17 protein-coding genes are annotated in these 17,134 nt (G+C 71.2%); 9 read left to right on the forward strand and 8 right to left on the reverse strand.

Features of this window, described 5'->3' with window-relative positions; all coding sequences use genetic code 11:
* Positions 1-2,763 (forward strand): CHAT domain-containing protein (locus tag D7W79_RS23395; protein ID WP_120527611.1); only part of this gene is annotated, 2,763 nt, incomplete at its 5' end.
* A gap of 146 nt (positions 2,764-2,909) precedes the next feature.
* Positions 2,910-3,068, forward strand: coding sequence for a hypothetical protein (locus tag D7W79_RS43770; protein ID WP_158617026.1), 159 nt, complete (start codon positions 2,910-2,912; stop codon positions 3,066-3,068).
* 100 nt (positions 3,069-3,168) lie between these two features.
* Here the strand turns inward: D7W79_RS43770 and D7W79_RS23400 are convergent, their stop codons facing one another.
* Entirely contained in the window at positions 3,169-3,627 is a 459-nt protein-coding gene (locus D7W79_RS23400) for a response regulator (RefSeq protein WP_338078823.1), read from the reverse strand.
* Between the two features lie 213 nt (positions 3,628-3,840).
* Positions 3,841-5,391 (reverse strand): RecQ family ATP-dependent DNA helicase, encoded by a 1,551-nt coding sequence (locus D7W79_RS23405; protein ID WP_120527613.1) that lies wholly within the window; start codon positions 5,389-5,391, stop codon positions 3,841-3,843.
* 160 nt (positions 5,392-5,551) lie between these two features.
* Here D7W79_RS23405 and D7W79_RS23410 point away from each other — a divergent pair, with 160 nt between their 5' ends.
* Positions 5,552-7,249 carry an AAA ATPase domain-containing protein gene (locus D7W79_RS23410; RefSeq protein ID WP_120527614.1) on the forward strand — a complete coding sequence of 566 codons (1,698 nt, stop codon included), beginning with the start codon at positions 5,552-5,554 and terminating at the stop codon, positions 7,247-7,249.
* 101 nt (positions 7,250-7,350) lie between these two features.
* Here D7W79_RS23410 and D7W79_RS23415 read toward each other — a convergent pair whose 3' ends face one another.
* The 5 genes from D7W79_RS23415 to D7W79_RS23435 form a co-directional block, all read right to left on the reverse strand.
* Positions 7,351-8,442, reverse strand: coding sequence for an IS5 family transposase (locus D7W79_RS23415; protein WP_120527615.1), 1,092 nt, complete (start codon positions 8,440-8,442; stop codon positions 7,351-7,353).
* 134 nt (positions 8,443-8,576) lie between these two features.
* The gene (locus tag D7W79_RS23420; RefSeq protein ID WP_120527616.1) at positions 8,577-9,386 is read right to left on the reverse strand and encodes a sigma-70 family RNA polymerase sigma factor; all 810 of its coding nucleotides are present in this window, start codon (positions 9,384-9,386) and stop codon (positions 8,577-8,579) included.
* Between the two features lie 116 nt (positions 9,387-9,502).
* Positions 9,503-9,859 carry a rhodanese-like domain-containing protein gene (locus D7W79_RS23425; RefSeq protein ID WP_120527617.1) on the reverse strand — a complete coding sequence of 119 codons (357 nt, stop codon included), beginning with the start codon at positions 9,857-9,859 and terminating at the stop codon, positions 9,503-9,505.
* 106 nt (positions 9,860-9,965) lie between these two features.
* Complete coding sequence (locus D7W79_RS23430; protein WP_120527618.1) at positions 9,966-10,394, reverse strand: DUF6691 family protein; 429 nt, start codon at positions 10,392-10,394, stop codon at positions 9,966-9,968.
* Positions 10,395-10,411: 17 nt separating this feature from the next.
* Entirely contained in the window at positions 10,412-10,837 is a 426-nt protein-coding gene (locus D7W79_RS23435; RefSeq protein ID WP_120527619.1) for a YeeE/YedE family protein, read from the reverse strand.
* A gap of 95 nt (positions 10,838-10,932) precedes the next feature.
* On the opposite strand from D7W79_RS23435, the gene D7W79_RS23440 reads away from it, so the two are divergent.
* From D7W79_RS23440 to D7W79_RS23450, 3 genes are all read left to right on the forward strand, one after another.
* The gene (locus tag D7W79_RS23440) at positions 10,933-11,631 is read left to right on the forward strand and encodes an MBL fold metallo-hydrolase (protein WP_120527620.1); all 699 of its coding nucleotides are present in this window, start codon (positions 10,933-10,935) and stop codon (positions 11,629-11,631) included.
* Between the two features lie 26 nt (positions 11,632-11,657).
* On the forward strand, positions 11,658-12,422 hold the full coding sequence (locus D7W79_RS23445) for a sulfite exporter TauE/SafE family protein (RefSeq protein ID WP_120527621.1): 765 nt from the start codon (positions 11,658-11,660) through the stop codon (positions 12,420-12,422).
* Between the two features lie 208 nt (positions 12,423-12,630).
* Positions 12,631-13,440 (forward strand): hypothetical protein, encoded by an 810-nt coding sequence (locus D7W79_RS23450; RefSeq protein WP_244221924.1) that lies wholly within the window; start codon positions 12,631-12,633, stop codon positions 13,438-13,440.
* 3 nt (positions 13,441-13,443) lie between these two features.
* On the opposite strand, the gene hflX is transcribed toward D7W79_RS23450, so the two are convergent.
* Entirely contained in the window at positions 13,444-14,880 is a 1,437-nt protein-coding gene (gene hflX, locus D7W79_RS23455; protein ID WP_120527623.1) for a GTPase HflX, read from the reverse strand.
* A gap of 159 nt (positions 14,881-15,039) precedes the next feature.
* Between hflX and D7W79_RS23460 the strand changes: the two genes are divergently transcribed.
* From D7W79_RS23460 to D7W79_RS46470, 3 genes are all read left to right on the forward strand, one after another.
* On the forward strand, positions 15,040-15,906 hold the full coding sequence (locus D7W79_RS23460) for a TolB family protein (protein ID WP_120527624.1): 867 nt from the start codon (positions 15,040-15,042) through the stop codon (positions 15,904-15,906).
* Positions 15,906-16,550 carry a M23 family metallopeptidase gene (locus tag D7W79_RS23465; protein WP_120527625.1) on the forward strand — a complete coding sequence of 215 codons (645 nt, stop codon included), beginning with the start codon at positions 15,906-15,908 and terminating at the stop codon, positions 16,548-16,550. Before D7W79_RS23460 ends, D7W79_RS23465 begins: the two co-directional genes overlap by 1 nt.
* Positions 16,551-16,705: 155 nt before the next feature.
* Positions 16,706-17,125 (forward strand): hypothetical protein, encoded by a 420-nt coding sequence (locus tag D7W79_RS46470; RefSeq protein WP_244221925.1) that lies wholly within the window; start codon positions 16,706-16,708, stop codon positions 17,123-17,125.
* Positions 17,126-17,134: the final 9 nt, after the last annotated feature.

Consider the following 17,134-nt stretch of genomic DNA (forward strand, 5'->3'; position numbering starts at 1 on the left):
CCTCCGCATCCCCGCCGCTGGAGCCCCCACTGGAACCACCTGGGGGCGCTCGCCCTGGCCCTCGCTGCCGTGGGCACCTGGACGGCGCGCGTGACGGCTGACGCTCCCACGCCCTGGCCTCCCCCGGAGGCCACCCGTCTCCTGGAGGCGCGGCTGACGTCCGCGCCCCTGGATGGACACCGCCCCTACGTGCCCCTGCGCGGTGGGACGCCCACGCCAGCGCTGGTGCCGCTGCGGGAGCTGGCCCGGATGGAGGACCGGCAGGACTGGCGGGGCATCGCCTCCGCGTTCCTGCTCGCGGGCGACGCGCGGCAGGCGCTGAGCTACCTGGACAACGTGCCCGCCTCTCCGGACGTGGACTCCGACCGCGCGGTGGCGCTGGCGCTGGACCATGCCGGGGCCTCCGAGCAGACGTCGCTCGACGAGGCCCTGGCCGTGCTGGAGGACGTGCTCCGGAAGCAGCCGGACCACCCGCAGGCCCTGTGGAACCACGCGCTGGTCCTGCGGAACCTGGGCCTGCCTCTGCTCGCGGCGGAGGCCTTCGACGCCGTGGCGAAGCTGGGCGAGCCCGGCTGGAGCGCGGAGGCCCGGGACCGCGCGGGCCTCTTGCGCGAGGAGACACGGGCCCGGGGCCGCGCATGGAGACAGGCCTTCGCGGCGACGCAGGACCTGATGGCCGACCCCAACGCGCCGCTTCCGCTGGAGGAGGCTGGGAGGTTTCCGGGCATCGTGCGGCTGGCCTTCTACGACGCGGTCCGCGCGGCTCCGTCGAAGGACGCGGCGCTGCGGATGCTGCCGCTGGCGGAGGCCCTGGACCGGGCCTACGGCGGCGGCACGGTGCTGCATGAGACCGTCACCCGCGTGGCCGCGCGGGACTTCCAGAAGCGTGGGCCGCTCGCCCGGGACTACGCCCTGTTCGTGCGCGGCAAGACTCCGTTTCCTCCGGCCTTCCTGGAGACGCTGAGGCACTCGGGCGAGGACGACCTGTACGTGGGCGCGGTCGGATACGAGCTCAACGCGGGACGCCCCGTGGACGTCACGGCGTTCGCTCGCGCCGCGGACGGCCTGGGCGACCCCTGGTTCCACCTCATCGCCGAACGCGAGCGCGCCAACCAGGAGGTGCGCGACGGCCAGTGGTGGAAGGCGGAGACGCGCGTCCTGGAGGCACTTCGCTCGTGCCAGCAGGCGCGGCTGGACTACCGCTGCGCCGACCTGCACGCGTGGCTCGCGGAGATGTACGTGGGCGAGCTGCACCGGCCCGCCGAAGCCCATGAGCACGCGCTGCGCGGCTGGGAGCTCGCGAAGCGGTTGGGGGAGCGGGATTGGGAGCGGCGGTTCCTCCAGGAGCTGGCGCAGGTGGCGCGCTTCCACCATGTCGCGCCCACCGCGAGCGCGTACTTCCGGGAGTCGCTGGCGCGCGAGCCCGACAACCGCACGCAGTCCGGCTACGTGCACCGCAATCTGGCGACCCTGGCGTGGATGGACTTCCGCGTGGAGGAGGCCCGCCAGCATCTGGAGAAGTCGATGGAGTCCGACCTGCCGCTGGGGCTCAACGGCGCGGGAGTGATCGCGGACCTGGCCCGCTTCGGCCCCATGCCCGGCGCGGCGGACGCGCTGTCCCGTGCGCTCTCCGAACTGAGACAGGGCCAGCCGCGCCCCGGTGAACGCGTGCTGCTGGACGCCATCCAGGGTGAGTTCGAGCTGGAACGCGACCCCGCCGCCGGACGCGCCCTGCTGGAGAGCGCCCTCACGCAGGCGGAGCAGTGGCCCGACGACGTGAACGCCCGCCGCGCGCGGGCCCGCGCCTCCGTCGCGCTCATCTCCGACGCCGGACGCACGGGCGCGTTCGTGGAGGCGCTCACCCTCGCGGGCCGCCAGCTCCAGGTGAGGGAGGTGCCGGAGCGCTGCGTGCTCGCGGTGTCCGTGCAGCACGAGCGCACGGTCGCGGTGGCGCGGGGTCCTTCGGGCGCGGTGCTCGGGGACTTCACGCAGACGCGCACGGCGCCGCTCGGACAGGATGCCTCCGGACTGGTGCCGCCCTCGGTGCGGGAGGCGCTGCGCGGATGCGAGCAGGTGCAGGTGCTGGCCCCGCCTCCGGTGAACGGCCTGCCCCGGCTGCTGCCTCCGGACTTCGCCTGGAGCTACCGGGTGGGCCACGCGACGGTGGACCCGCCTCCGCCGGTGGACAGCGGCACGCACCTGGTCGTCTCCAACGTGGAGACGCCCCCGGCCCTGGGCCTCGCGCGCCTGCCGCCGATGTCGCCTCCTCCTGGAGAGGACGCCCGGCGCGTGATGCTGGAGGGCGCGCGGGCCACGCCGTCACGCGTGCTGGAGGCGATGCGCACCGCCACCGAGGTGGAGCTCCACACGCACGGCGTGTTCAGCCCGGAGCAGTCGGACGCCTCGCTCCTCATGCTGGCCCCGGAGGGGGATGGCCGCTACGCGCTCACCGCCAGACAGGTGCGCGAGCACGGGCTCACGGGAGCGCCGCTGGTGTTCCTGGCCGCGTGCGGCGCCGCGCGCACCGCGCCCTTCCCGCACGAGTCCTTCAGCCTGCCGGTGGCCTTCCTCGACGCCGGGGCGCGCGCGGTGCTGGCCGCCACGGTGGACATCCCAGACACCGCGGGCCGCTTCTTCAACGACGTGCGCGAGCGCATCCACGCGGGCGCCGTCCCTGCCGTGGCCCTGCGCGACGAGCGGCAGGCCTGGCTTCAGGCCTCACCTGGAGACCGCTGGGTTCACGACGTGCTCCTGTTCCAATGACGACCTGTCAGGGTCCTTAAAAGAACCCTACCTGACACGTTTTCAAGAAGAAGCCGCACGCGGGCTCGGGAGCACGGACCCCGCGGCGGCTTCGTCAGGAGGACACGGTCATGTCGAGATGTCGGATCAGTCCCGTACTGGTACCCATGCCCCGAAGGCCTCGGCAGGCGCTCCCGGACAAGCCGCTCCCGGGACCGGCGGAGCTGGAGGCGAAGACGCTCGTGACTCCGCTGTTCTCTCGCGACGAGTTCCAGGACGACCTGCCGGACAAGCCTCCGCCGGGTCCCGCGGGCCTCGATCACTGACGCTCGCGGGGCTGGCGCGGGACCTGGATCCCGCGCCATGCGGCCCTCCGGGGGAAGGGCCTCTTCGACGCACGCGCGAAAGGTTCGAGACCGGCTACACCTACCGCGACGCCATCGACACCTGGGCCGTGGTGCTCTGCGACTGGGGCGCGGCCACGTCGCGCTGGAGCACGGACTCCCCACGCGCCGCGGGGGGCGTGGGACGGTTCGCCATCCGCTTGTGGTGCAGGCCGGACAGCTTCAGCGCCAGCTCCGGACCGGTGACGCCCTTGGGGATGTAGCCATCCGCCCCGGACGCGCGCACCAGCTCGCGCAGCTTCGACTCGTCCATGGACGAGTACAGGATGAACAGCGTGTCCGGCCCCGCGAACTGGCGCACCACGCCCAGGATGCGATCGCCGCTCAGCGCCGGGATGTTCACGTCCAGGAGCACGATGTCCGGCTGCTCGGTCCGCAGCAGGTTGGCCACACCCAGCGCCGCGCGCGTGGTGACGACCTCGAAGCCGTACCGGCTGATGGAGCGCTCCACCAGTTCGAGCACGAGTGGGTCATCATCCACCACAAGTGCCTTCAACTTGCCTTCCGCCATCGCGTCTCCGCCTTCCAGGACCTTTGAGGGAAAGGTCTGAAGTGCCTTACGTCCAGGTAGGCTGTGCAATATACGCCATACCTGTATTCGTGCACAATGCCCCTAGGCCTGAAGACCCGGGAGTCCTGTACTCCGAGTACGGAAGTCGGGTTTCAAGGTCGCACCGGCGTGGGGCAAAAAGCCTCACGCGGCTGGGGCTGTCAAGACCTCGGGCCGGGACCGTTTGTGCAGAACAGATGGGGAAGGCCGGGCGTCGAAGCGGCCTTCCGCGCGGGCGCGGCAGTTGTCGCAGCGGGCGCAGTCCTCTTCCAGGGGCTCGTCGAAGTAGGTGCCCAGCACCTTCCAGCGGCACGCGGTGGTGCTCCCGTAGCGCATCATCGCGTCCAGGCGGTCGCGGTCCCCGTCGTGGCGCTCCTCATAGGCGCTCAGGTACGCGTCCAGCTCCTCGGGCTTGTCGAACGCGCGCAGCTGCTTCACGCCTCGCGCGCCCTTCTCCAGCACGCCCGCGGCCACCAGCTGCGCCACCAGCACGCGGGTGCGCTTGTCGCCCAATCCGCTCGCTTCGGACAGCCGCTTGAGGGCCACGGCCTTGCCCTGCGCGCACAGCGTGGTCGCGGCCTGGTAGAGGCGCTGGCTCTCGTCGCGGCGCGGGTACTTGCCGCCCAGGAAGAAGCCCTGGATGCGCCGGTCCTCCAGCCGGTACAGCAGCGCCGCCTTCGCGGGCTGTCCGTCACGGCCCGCGCGGCCCGCCTCCTGGTAGTAGCTCTCCAGCGAGTCGGGGAAGTGGTAGTGCACCACCAGCCGCAGGTCCGGCTTGTCGATGCCCAGCCCGAAGGCCTTCGTCGCCACCACCACCGGCGTGGTGCCGTCCATGAAGCGGCGCTGGCTCTCCTCGCGCTCGGACGTCTTGAGCTTGCCGTGGTAGCGCTCCGCTTCGATTCCCTCCGCGCGCAGCCAGCGCCAGAGTTCGTCCGCCTTGCGCACGGTGGCCGTGTAGACGATGGCGCTGCCGTCGTTGGCGCGCAGCAGCTCCAGCAGCTTCTGGCGCTTGAGCTCCGGGTTCACCGTGCGGTGGACCTCCAGCGTGAGGTTGTCGCGCTGGATGCCGGTGCACACCACCACCGGGTCGTCCATCCCCAGCTGGGTGCGGATGTCCTCGCGCACGCGGGGCGTGGCGGTGGCCGTGAGCGCGAGCACCCGGGGCCGGCCGAGCGCGCGGATGGCGTCCCCCAGCGAGAGGTACGCGGGCCGGAAGTCGTGGCCCCACTGCGAGACGCAGTGCGCTTCGTCCACCACGAAGAGGCTCACGTTGGCGCGCTGGAGCAGCGCCAGGCGCTCCGGGTTCTCCAGCTGCTCGGGGGTGACGTAGATGAACTCGTGTTCGCCCCGGCGGATCTCCTTCTGGAGCGTCTTCAGGTCGCTGGCGCTCAGGGTGGAGTCCAGCTTCGCCGCGTCCAGGTCGTAGCGCTCCGTGAGGTGTTCGCGCTGGTCGTGCATCAGCGCGATGAGCGGGCTGACCACCACCGTGGCGCCGGGGACGAAGAGGGCCGGGAGCTGGAAGGTGAGGCTCTTGCCCGCGCCCGTGGGCAGCACGCCCAGCACGTCGCGCCCCGCGAGCACCGCCTCGATGATGTCCCGCTGCCCGGGCCGGAAGTCCTCCACGCCGAAGCGCTCGCGCGCCTCCTGCTCGAGCTGGGGCCAGAGGGGGGAGCGGTCCTGCGTCGCGGTGGGCATGGCCTGAAAGTAGGGATGGCCACTGTCTGGCTCCTCCCCGTCACGGCCGGTGCGCCTGGCCGCCTGCCAGGCTGGGAGGGAGCTTCTTCCAGGGGACGTCCCTCCCGGGAAAGCGCAGGAAAGCCGTGCGCGGGCGGGCCTCGCGAGGCACTTTTGGGGGATGGCTTCGGGAACTTCTTTCGACAATGACTTCGCCCTGCTGGTGGCGGTGCTGCCGCCGCCGCTCCAGGAGGCGGTGCGGAAGCTGCCCCACGCGGAGCTGCTGGAAGTGGTGATGGACCTGGGCCGGCCTCCGGAGGCCCGCCTGGTGCACGGCGTGGCCCGTCTGTCCGAAGCGCCCGTGGAGCAGGAGGAGCTCCAGGCGGTGCTCGCCCGGGTGGGCGAGGTGGGAGGCGACAACCGCGCGGGCATCGAGCGCACGCTCCACCGCGTGTCCGCCATCCGCAACCGGCAGGGGCGCGTGGTGGGGCTCACGCTGCGCGTGGGGCGCGCCATCCAGGGCACCATCGACATGCTGCGCGACCTGGTGGAGTCCGGGCGCAACCTGCTGCTGCTCGGGCGTCCCGGCGTGGGCAAGACGACGAAGCTGCGCGAGGTGGCGCGCGTGCTCGCGGACGCGCTGGGCAAGCGCGTGATGGTGGTGGACACGTCCAACGAGATTGGCGGCGACGGGGACATCCCGCACCCGGGCATCGGCGGCGCGCGGCGCATGCAGGTGAGCCGGCCGGACCGCCAGCACGACGTGATGATCGAGGCGGTGGAGAACCACATGCCCGAGGCCATCGTCGTGGATGAGATTGGCACCGCCGCGGAGGCCGCCGCCGCGCGCACCATCGCGGAGCGCGGCGTGCAACTGGTGGCGACGGCGCACGGCAACACGCTGGAGAACCTGGTGCTGAACCCCACGCTGTCGGACCTGGTGGGCGGCGTGCAGACCGTCACGCTGAGCGACGACGAGGCGCGGCGCCGGGGCACCCAGAAGACCGTCACCGAGCGCAAGGGCACACCCACCTTCGACATCGTGGTGGAGATGGTGAGCCGCGACGAGGTGCGCGTGCACCGCGACACCGGCGCCGCGGTGGACCGGCTGCTCACCGGCGCGGACGTGGGCGGCGAGAAGCGGCGGCAGCAGGACGGCGCCGTGCACGTGGAGGCCGCGCCGGAGGTGGTGGAGGCCACACCGCCGGGTGGACGCGTGCCCAAGGGGACGCCCGCGCTGGGAGCGCCCCGCCCCGGGCCCACGCGCATCGCCGCGCACGCGGTGAGCCGCGAGCTGCTGGAGCGCGTGCTGCGCGACCTGCCGGTGGAGGCCGTGGTGGTGGGCCGTCCGGAGAACGCGGACGTGGTGCTCACGCTGCGAAGCCGCGCGAACTCGCCCCGGCTGCGCCGCGCGGCCGAGCGCGTGGGGGCGCGGGTGCTGGCCATCAAGCGCAACAGCTCCACGGAGATCCGCCGCGCGCTGCGCACGGAGTTCCACCTGCTGGAGGGTGTGGACCCCGCGGACGTGCACGCCGCCGTGTCGGACGCGGAGGAGGCCATCCAGCGGGTGCTCGCGGAGGGCATCAGCCTGCCGCTCACGCCGCGCCCTTCGCGCCTGCGCAAGGTGCAGCACACCCTGGTCGTGAAGAACCACCTGGAGGCCGTGAGCGTGGGCAGCGAACCCCAGCGCCACCTGGTCATCTACCCGCTGGGCACCGTGTTGACGGAAGCCTCCGACACCGCGCCGGTGGATGTGGAGGAAGCGGAGCCGGACGACGAGCTGGAGGAAGACGACGCCGTGTCCGCGGAGGAGGGGTCGGCGGAGGACGACGGCGTGGCGGGCCTCGAGGCGTCGTCACCGGACGAAGACGGCTCCTAGCAGGCTGTTGAAGAAGCCCGGTTTGAAGGCATGAGACCGGGCTTCTCGTGCCCTGCATTCTCAACCTTGTCATCGGGGGGGAGGCGGAGGGCGAAGAGCGCCTATGCGGCAGTCAGCCGCGCCATTCGCACCAGGTTGTACGCGGCGCCCACGAGGTAGGCCGCCAACTCCGTCCGCTCCCGGCCCTTGAAACGCGTCTTGCGGAAGCCGCCTACCGTCTTCATCCAGCCCCAGACTTCCTCGATTCGCTTCCGTATCCGCTGGCTGAGGGCGTATCCGGCGGGCCTCGTCGTTCGCCTGTCGATGGCCGAGCGGCGTCGAGTGTCCGTCGTTTGAGCAATGTGAGGCGTCACTCCCATGCGCCGGCAGTCGGCGACGAAGTCCGCCGTGTCGTAGCCCTTGTCCGCCCCCACGGAAGCGCGCTCGTTCCGGGACTTCAGCCCCTCGAGCATCATCACCGCCGCGTCGCGTTCGGCGAAGCCATCCGCCGGCATCACCGCCAGGTCCACGAGCAGCCCGTTGCGATTCTCCATGACGCCATTGAGGCTGTAGGCCAGGCGCGCCTCCTTGCCGTTGCCCTTGCGCGCAAGCTTTGCCTCTGGGTCCGTCGTCGAGGCATGCGTCGCGTTGCCTCGCTTCTGCCCGTGAAAGTTCACCGTCGGGTTGCCCTTGTCGTCGGGCGGCTCCTGCTTGTCGTCCTTCTCGTCCTTCGGGCGAAACGACTTCAGGGACGCCCAGGCCTCAATCAGGCTGCCATCCACGCTGAAGTGCTCGCTGCTGGTGAGCCCTGCGCTTTGCGCCTGGCCCATGACGGCCATGAAGAATCTCCGGGCGACGTCATGCTCCAAGAGCCGGTCCCGGTTCTGCGAGAAGGTGCTGTGGTCGAAGGAGGCGTCCTCCATCCCCATGTCGAGGAACCACCGGAAGAGGAGGTTGTAGTCGAGTTGCTCGCAGAAGAGCCGCTCGCTCCTTACCGAGTAGAAAGCCATCAGCAGGCAGGACTTCAGCAACTGCTCCGGCGGAATGCTCGGCCGGCCGGTGCCGCTGTACATCGCATCGAACGTCGGCGAGAGCGCCGCCAGCGCGGCGTCCGCCATGTCCTTCACCCGGCGCAGCGGATGGCCCGCTGGGACTCGGTCCCCCGGCGTCCTCAAGCTGAAGAGCGTCGTCTGCTGCTTGGGCCGTCCGCGCATCACTCCCTCCGTGACGCCGAGGACACCACGCCACGGTGCGGGGTGTCGATCCCTCGGAGGGGTTTCTCAACAGCCTGCTAGCGCGTCATCCCTGGCCGGATGAATCGGCGACGGGACACCTCGCGTCCACTGGCTCACGCGGGCAGCGCACGTGACAGCGCCTGCCGGACCGCCGCGCGGACGGGCGCGGGGACTTCATCCCCAGGGATGCGCCGGCACAGGGACACCGTGCGCTTGAGCGCGTCGCACGCCTCGGTACAGCGCGGGCAGCGCGACAGATGGTCCTCGAGGCGCACGCAGGTGGCCTGGTCCACCTCCTGCGCGGCGAACTCGGAGAGCTCCTGCGCCAGCTCCGGGCACGCCGGGGCCTGCCCCCGGGCGCCCTCCCCCATGAGCGTGGAGAGATGTTCGCGCAGCTGGAGCCGCGCGCGGTGCAGCCGGCTCTTGAGCGCTCGCACCTCGATGCCCACCACCTTCGCCGCCTCCTCCGCGGAGAGCCCCTCCACGTCCCGGAGGATGAGCACCTCTCGATGGGCCTCCGGCAACGCGAGGATGGCCGCCTGCAACACCTCCCCCATCTGCCGCGCGTGGGAGACCATGTCCGGCGCCGCATCCTCCGCCGCGACCCGGGTGGCCGCGGGCGCGTCGAGCGGCTGGAAGGTCTCGGGCACACCGACGCGCTTGCGGCGCAGGCGGAAGCAGTGGGTGCGAGCCACCTGGTACAGCCAGGTGGACAGCTCCGCGTCCCCCCTGAACGCATGGATGCCCCGGAAGGCCGTGAACAGCGTCTCCTGGAGCACCTCCTTGGCGTCCTCCTCCGAGCCACACATGCGCAGGCCAAAGCGGTACACCTGCTTCTCGTGACGCGCGAGGACCTCGTCCAGGGCCTTGTCGTCGCCCGTGCGCGCGGCCTCCATCAACTGCACATCGGTTCGCGTCGACATCCGCCCTTCGCCTCCTCACCGGAAAATCGCTCGGCTCCCGGATGCATTTCTAAAGGCACCCCGGAGCCACCGACAGGGCCAGCAGGTACGACGACCGCACGGCCCGCCCCCGCGTGTCACGGCCACGCCGACATGGGGCCCAGGTTGAAGACGTCCTGGAACCCCTTCTCCTTCAGCAAGCGCTCGGCACGGCTGCTGCGCGCGCCACTCCGGCAATAGACGACCACGGGCGTCTGAGGCGAGCCGAGCTCTCCGAGCCGCTGCTCCAGCTGGTCCACCGGGATGTTCACCGCGCCCTGCAGGTGCCCGGCGGCGAACTCCTCCGGCGAGCGGACATCCACCAGCGTAGCGCCCGCCTCCACCCGGCGGCGCGCCTGGGCCCCCACGGTGGCGTCCTCCGGACGCGAGTGCGCACAGGCAACGACGAGGAAACCCGCGAACGCGGCGGCGGTCGCGACGAGAACGGTCTTCATGAAGCGGCTCCATTCCGGAACCCGGGGCGGATGGCCCCCGGGAAGTGTGAGTGCAGTCTGGTGAGAGCCATCGCGGCGGTAAAAGGATTCAGGGCGTCCGACGCTTTCAGGCCGTGCCGCGCCGCGCTTGCAGCACCTGCGCGAGGTAGAAGCCCGCGAACATGGCGGGCACGAAGACAAGCAGGGGAGCGGCTCCCGTCGCCAGCGCGGTGAGCGCGGGACCGGGGCAATAGCCGCCCAGCCCCCAGCCCACGCCGAAGAGCGCCGAGCCCACGAGGAGCTTCGCGTCCGGCCTGCTGGCGGGGAGGACGGGGAACCTGGCGGCGAACAGGGGCCGCGCGCGCCGGTGGATGAGGGGCCGCAGCGCCGCGTGAACGGCGATGGCGCCGCCCATCACGAGCGCGAGCCGGGGGTTCCAGTCGCCCGCGATGTCGAGGAAGCCCAGGACGTTGGCCGGATCCGTCATGCCGGCGAGGCCCAGTCCCAGGGCGAAGACGAGGCCGCTGAGGAATGCACTGAGGAGAGAGGGACGCATGGGGGGTGCTTTCGCAATCAGAGGACGTGGCGAACCAGGAAGACGGTGAGGACCCCCGTCGCCATGAAGGTGAGCGTGGCGGAGATGGAGCGGACCGAGCCCCGGCTGATGCCGCAGACGCCGTGCCCGCTGGTGCAGCCGTTGCCCAGCCGCGAGCCAAACCCCACCAGCAGTCCGGCCCCTGCCAGCAGCCAGACGCCGCCAGCGCTCGGTGACAGGGGCGCCGCGAAGGCCCCAGGGAGGAACCGGGCCAGCAGCAAGCCCCCGGCGAATAGCCCGGCGAAGAAGAGCAGGCGCCAGGCGATGTCACCGCGCACGGGGGCCAGCAGTGAGCCCACCACGCCACTGATGCCGGCGACCCGGCCGTTGGCCAGGAGCAACAGGGAGGCACTCAGCCCGATGAGGGCCCCTCCCAGGAGAGGAAGCACGATGGAGGCGGTCATGCCACGTGAGAGCCAGATTCAGGAGAAGGGGATTCACCCGCGCCAGCTGAATCCTTTGTCCGCGCCCCGGGCTCTCATGGGCAGGAGGTTTTCAAATGATCTTCCGGCAGCTCTTCGACTCCGAATCCTCGACGTACACCTACCTCGTCGGCGACGAGGCCACCCGACAGGCCGTCCTCATCGACCCCGTGCTGGCACAGGCCGACCGCGACCTGCGGCTGGTGGCCGAGCTGGACCTCACCCTCACGCACGTCTTCGACACCCACGTCCACGCCGACCACGTCACCGCGTCGGGCGTGCTGCGCGAGCGCACGCAGGCCCGGGTGGTGGGGGGCGTGGGAGGCGCCGCTTGCGCCAACGTCCAGGTCCGCCACGGGGACGAGGTGCGCGTCGGGCAGCTCGTCTTCCAGGTGCTGGCCACGCCGGGGCACACGGACGACAGCGTCAGCTACCTGCTGGGCGACCGCGTCTTCACCGGGGACGCGCTGCTCGTGCGCGGCAACGGCCGCACCGACTTCCAGAACGGGAACGCGAGCCAGCTCTACGACAGCCTCACCCGCGTCCTCTTCCGCCTGCCGGACGAAACGCGCGTCTACCCCGCGCACGACTACCACGGTCACCTGGTGACGAGCATCGGCGAGGAGAAGCGGCACAACCCCCGCGTGGCCGGCAAGAGCCGGGAGGAGTTCATCCACATCATGGAGAACCTCCACCTGCCCAGGCCCCGGCTGATGGACGCCGCCGTTCCCGCCAACCGCGCCTGCGGACTCACGGCGCCCCCACCCCAGGGCTGAGCGCGCGTCACGCCAGAACGGACACCATGCCCCTCCTCGGCTTCTCCCTCGCGGCGCTCATGGGCCTGTTGCTCGGCCTGCTCGGCGGTGGTGGCTCCATCATCACCGTCCCCATCCTCGTGTACGTCCTGGGCTTCGGGGCCAAGGAGTCCATCGCCATGGGACTGGCCGTGGTGGGCGTCACCAGCCTCTTCGGCGCGGCGAGCCACTGGCGCAAGGGCAACGTCCAATGGAAGGCGGCCCTCGTCTTCGGGGCGGTGGCCATGGCGGGCACCTACGCCGGGGCCCGTCTGGCCGCCTTCATCTCCGGGAGCGTGCAGCTGCTGCTCTTCGCCACGGTGATGCTCGTCTCCGCCGGCCTCATGTCGCGCCATGGCCGGAAGGACTCCGCGCCAGCGCCCGCGCCCCAGAAGCGGTCCGTCCCCCTCATGGCCCTGGTCGCGCTCGGGGTCGGGGCCCTCACCGGCCTGGTGGGCGTGGGCGGCGGCTTCCTCATCGTCCCCGCGCTGGTGCTGCTGGTGGGCCTGCCCATGAAGCAGGCGGTGGGCACCAGCCTGCTCGTCATCGCCCTCAACTCCCTCGTGGGCTTCGCGGGCTACCTGGGCCACGTCGACGTGCCCTGGGGCGTGCTGGGCCTCTTCACGGCCATCTCCGTGGCGGGCATCCTGACCGGCACCTGGGCGTCCCACTTCGTCTCCCAGGCGAGGCTCAAGGTGGCCTTCTCCGGCTTCCTCGTCGTGATGGGCGTCTTCATCTTCTTCAAGAACTGGGGAGCCCTGGGGCTGCGCTGACGTCACGCGCCGCACCGCGCGAACCGGTCCGACTGTCGGACAGGGCTGCCCCTGGGTGCGCAGCGCGCTGCACACGCAAGGGGTGTCACGGGAGCCCCTTTCCCTGGGGATTCGCGGGGTTGAGGGGGGCATGACGGTTGCTGATGGGCCGGGGTACGGTCTCCCGCGATGGCGCGGGGGATCCGCACCGTCTTCCTTGGAGCCCTTCATGCGTCGCATCGCCTGCCTTGCCGCCGCCGCCCTCGCCACCAGCGCCTGTGGAGACAACGTGCCCTCGCAGGAGGAGATTGACGACGCGAAGGCCCGCGTGGAGCGCGTGGCGGCCTCCACGCACCTGGTGCGCGGCGCGCTGGAGATGCTGGGCCTGATGCCCGTGTATTCCTGCGGCGAGCCCCGGCGCTCGTTCCTGAACCACGCCGTGGAGGGCCTGTCCTCCACGGTGGCCTGCGCGACGGCCACGGTGCAGGCCGTGGACGACGTCACCGACTCCGTCGTCGTGACCTTCCCGGCCGGCGGCTGTGACGTGCACGGCGTGCGCCTCAGCGGACGCGCGGTGCTGGAGTACCGCGGCGGCGAGGACCTGATGGAGATGCACGCCGACCTGCGCGAGATGGCCGTGGACGGCCAGATGCTCCAGGCGAAGGTGGGCTACGGCACGTGCGCGGACGAGACGCGCCTGTTCGCGGACGTGGAGGGCCAGGTGCCCGGCCGCGCCGAGCACAGCTTCCACATCAACAGCCGCGTGGGGAAGCGCGATGGGCTGCCCATCATCGGCGGCACCACGCTGCTGTTCGACGGTCCCGGTGAATTGACCGGCCCGTCCGGCACGGACCGCATCACGTTCACCTCGCTCCTGTACGAGGTGGGCAACTACCTGCCCAAGGAGGGCACGGCCCTGGTGGAGACCGCGGACGGGCACCGCCTGAACCTCGCGTTCCAGCCCGTGCTGTGGCGCGTGGGCAAGGTGGAGGTCACCGTGGACGACAAGGACCCGGTGACCGTGCCCGTCGTGCGCTGACGCCTACTCCTGCAACGAACGGGTGAGCCGGGCGATGGCGCCCGGCAGGCCCCTCACACGCAGCCGGCTGCCCGTCTCGTCGTAGGCCTGCGACACCACGGTGGTGTGCTCGTACACCTCGCCGATGCGGGCCTGCCGCGCGTAGGGAATCACCAGGTCCGCCTCCACCATGGAGGCCTCGAAGAAGGCGATGATCTCCCGGCGCAAGCCGGCCACGTCGTCCGGCCGGTGCGCGGAGAGCTGGAGCGCGTCCGGGTGCGCGGCCTTGAGCGCTTCCTGTGCCGCAGTGTCCAGGCGGTCCACCTTGTTGAAGAGCAGCTTGCTCGGGACGACCTCCGCGCCAATCTCGCGGAGCACCGTGCGGGTGACCTCCAACTGCGCGGCCCAGGTGGGGTCGGACGCGTCCACCACGTAGAGCAGCAGCGACGCCTCCAGCGCCTCGTCCAGCGTCGAGCGGAATGACGCCACCAGGTCGTGCGGCAGCTTCTGGATGAAGCCCACCGTGTCGGAGACCAGGATGCGCGGACGGGTCTCCGGCTGCATCGCGCGCACCGTCGTGTCCAGCGTGGCGAAGAGCTGATCCGCCACCAGCACCGCGCTGCCCGTCAGCGCCCGCATCAGCGACGACTTGCCCGCGTTCGTGTAGCCCACCAGCGCCACGCGCAGCTGGTCGCGCCGTGCGTACCGGCGCTGGTCCTGGTCCTTCTGGATGGCCGCCAGGCCCTCGCGCAGCTCCGCCAGGCGGTCGCGGATCTTCCGGCGGTCCAACTCCACCGCGGAGTCACCTGAACCGCGGCCCTGCTGGCGCTCGCTGCCTCCCGAGGACTCGCGCAGGCGCGGGGCCAGGTAGTTGAGCCGGGCGATCTCCACCTGCATGCGCGCCTCGTGGCTCTTCGCGTGCCGGTGGAAGATGTCCACGATGACGCCCGCGCGGTCCAGCACCTGCGCGCCGGTGGCCCGCTCCAGGTTGCGCAGCTGGCTGGGGGACAGCTCGTGGTCCACGACCACCACCGTGGGCTTCGGGCCCGGCTCGATGGCGGTGGCCTCCAGGTCCAGGTCCGTGGCGTCGTCGTCCTCGTCGGGCGGCGCCTCCGCTTCCACGCCCGTGTCGCCAGCGGCTTCGGTCCCCGCTTCGGGATCCGCGTCGGCTTCGGCCTCCCACTTCTCGCGCGCCTTGGACGCCCTGCCCTGCGCGCCGGACGGGATGACGCCGGAGCCGCCGGTGAGCGCGGCCAGCTCCTTGAGCTTGCCGGAGCCGAGCACCGTGCCGTTGGCCAGCCGCTGCCTGCGCTGGGACAGGGTGCCCACCGTGTCGAAGCCCAGCGTGTGCACCAGCCGCTTCAGCTCCGCGAGGTCCGCGGCATGCGCCTCGTCCGAGACACCGGGAAGCTGGACACCGACGAGGATCGCGCGCGGACGCTCGGGAAGGGTTTTCGCCATGCAGGGCTCGTAACACGTCGGGCCCGGCCGCGCCCTTGCATCAATTCTTCAATTTTCCGTCTATTCCTGAATAACCAGTTTAAAAGCAACTCAATCCCAGACATTGAGAGAACCTTGTCACCGCGCTCCCGTCGCGGCTTCCCCATTCCCAGGAGTGAAATGAGAAACCCATTTGTCGCACTCGCCGTGATGACGCTGGTGGGCAGCCCTGCCTTCGCGGAGGGACCTCCGAACCCGACGGACCTGCGCCGCGTGACGAAGGCGCGTGAGAGCCTGGTGCCCGCCGTGGAGAAGGCCTTCGGGCCCAAGGCGCGCTTCGTCCAGCTCTTCGGCCAGGGCCGGGAGATGCTGGCGGGCGTCGTCGCGGAGGTCCCCGTGGAGCCGCTGGGCACGGATGACCTGCCGCTGCTGGCCATCGTCCGGTACGCCGAGGACACGGGCGCGGTCCGCGTGGTGGCGCCGGAGTTCAAGTACCGCGAGGCGCGCATCGTGGGACAGGACGTGGCGCTGCTGGACGGCCAGGGCACCCTGCGCCTGCGCGACGCGAAGGGGCAGGAGCGGCTGCTCGCCGAGCAGGTGGGCGGCGACCTGTTTCCCACGGCGAAGGGAGACGCGCTGGTGGCCACGCTGAAGACGGGCGTCCCGGGGCCGCATGAGACGGCGGTGGGCATCATCGACATGAACGGGCGCGTGAAGGTGCTGGCGGACGGCCCGGGCGTGGACGCGACGCCGAGCATCTCCCCGGACGGCAGGACGGTGGTGTTCGTGTCGGGCCGGACGAGCGTGGCGTCGTTCTTCGTCACGACGGTGGAGGGCGCGGAAGCCAAGCAGCTCACCAACGTGGGCCTGGAGAACTGGATGCTGTTCGGCGGCCCGCCGAAGGAGTTCGTGCCCCCGCCCGTCTCCAGCCACCACATGGAGTGGTTGAGCGACGACGTGCTCCGCTACAACGCGGGCGGCGGCGAGTTCTGGACGCTCAACGTGCGCACCGGCCATGCGGCCGCGGACGTGGGAGGTGCGAAGTGATGCGCTCGACCCTTCAGCGGCTCACGGTGACGTTCGCGCTGCTCATGCTCCCGGCGGTCTCCGCCGCGCAGACGATGTTCCGCTTCCCCGCGTCGCAGCTCGCGGACCAGTGCGGCAACGGCGGCTGCACGGTGAGCGCGTACAAGGACTACGGCGGCCGGGACTACGCCTGCGGCGGCGTGCGCTACAGCGGGCACACGGGCACGGACTACGCGCTGGTGGGCGGGTTCTCCAAGATGGACTACGGCGTCTGGGCGATGAACGCCGCCCGGGGCTACGTCGAGGCGTCGGTGGATGGGTACTACGACCGGTGCAACTACTGGGACCAGGCCAATCCCTATGCCGCGTGCGGTCTCTACACGGCGAACTACATCATCATGCGGCACCCGGACAACACGCAGACCTGGTACTGGCACCTGAAGGCATACACGCAGCAGTTCGCCCGGGGGACCACGCTCGCCTGCGGCAACTGGATTGCGCGCGTGGGTTCGTCCGGCGCGTCCACGGGCCCGCACCTGCACTTCGAGTACTGGGTCCCGGGCTACGGCACGGATGACCCCTACGCGGGCTCCTGCGGCACGCCCTACACACGGTGGACCGCGCAGGGCGCGTACCGGGGGCTCCCCGGCATCACCTGCCAGTAGGCCGCGGGGCCTGACGGGGCGGGAGGGCACGCAACAGCCCTCCCGTCCTGAACCGGGCGTCTCGCGGAGGAAAACCCGTGAGCGGCGGGGCGAAGCCGTTAGCGTGTCCGGGAACCCCACGGGTCCCTGCCCCGTGGCGCCGGAAGGAAGTGCCCGTGGTGCTGCGTGGTGATGTCGCCGTCCTGCTGGAGAAGGCCCCGTCGAAGCGCCAGGCGCTGGCGGAAGCGGCGTTCGTGTTCTTCGCGGTGCTGGGGCCGTCGTCGGTGGCCCGGCTGGGCAAGGGCGCCGCCGTCGCGGTGGAGCTGGCGCTGCTGGCGTGGGGGCTGGTGCTCCTGCGGCCCTGGGAGTCCTCGCGGCGCGGGGCGTGGTGGGGCGTGCTGGGCCTCGTCGTGGCGCTCGGCGGCGCGGGCGCGGGTGCGTGGGTGGCATCGGATGCGGCGGAGGCGGAGAAGGGCTTCTCGCTGTCCATGGCGCCGCTGGTCGTCCGGGCGCTGGGCATGTGCCTGCTGGTGGCGGTGCTCCTGTGGCGTGACGGCCAGGGGCCCGCGCAGGTGCTGTCTCTTATACACCTCTGACGCTGCCGA

This window comes from Corallococcus exercitus (assembly GCF_003611585.1).
Taxonomy (GTDB): domain Bacteria; phylum Myxococcota; class Myxococcia; order Myxococcales; family Myxococcaceae; genus Corallococcus; species Corallococcus exercitus.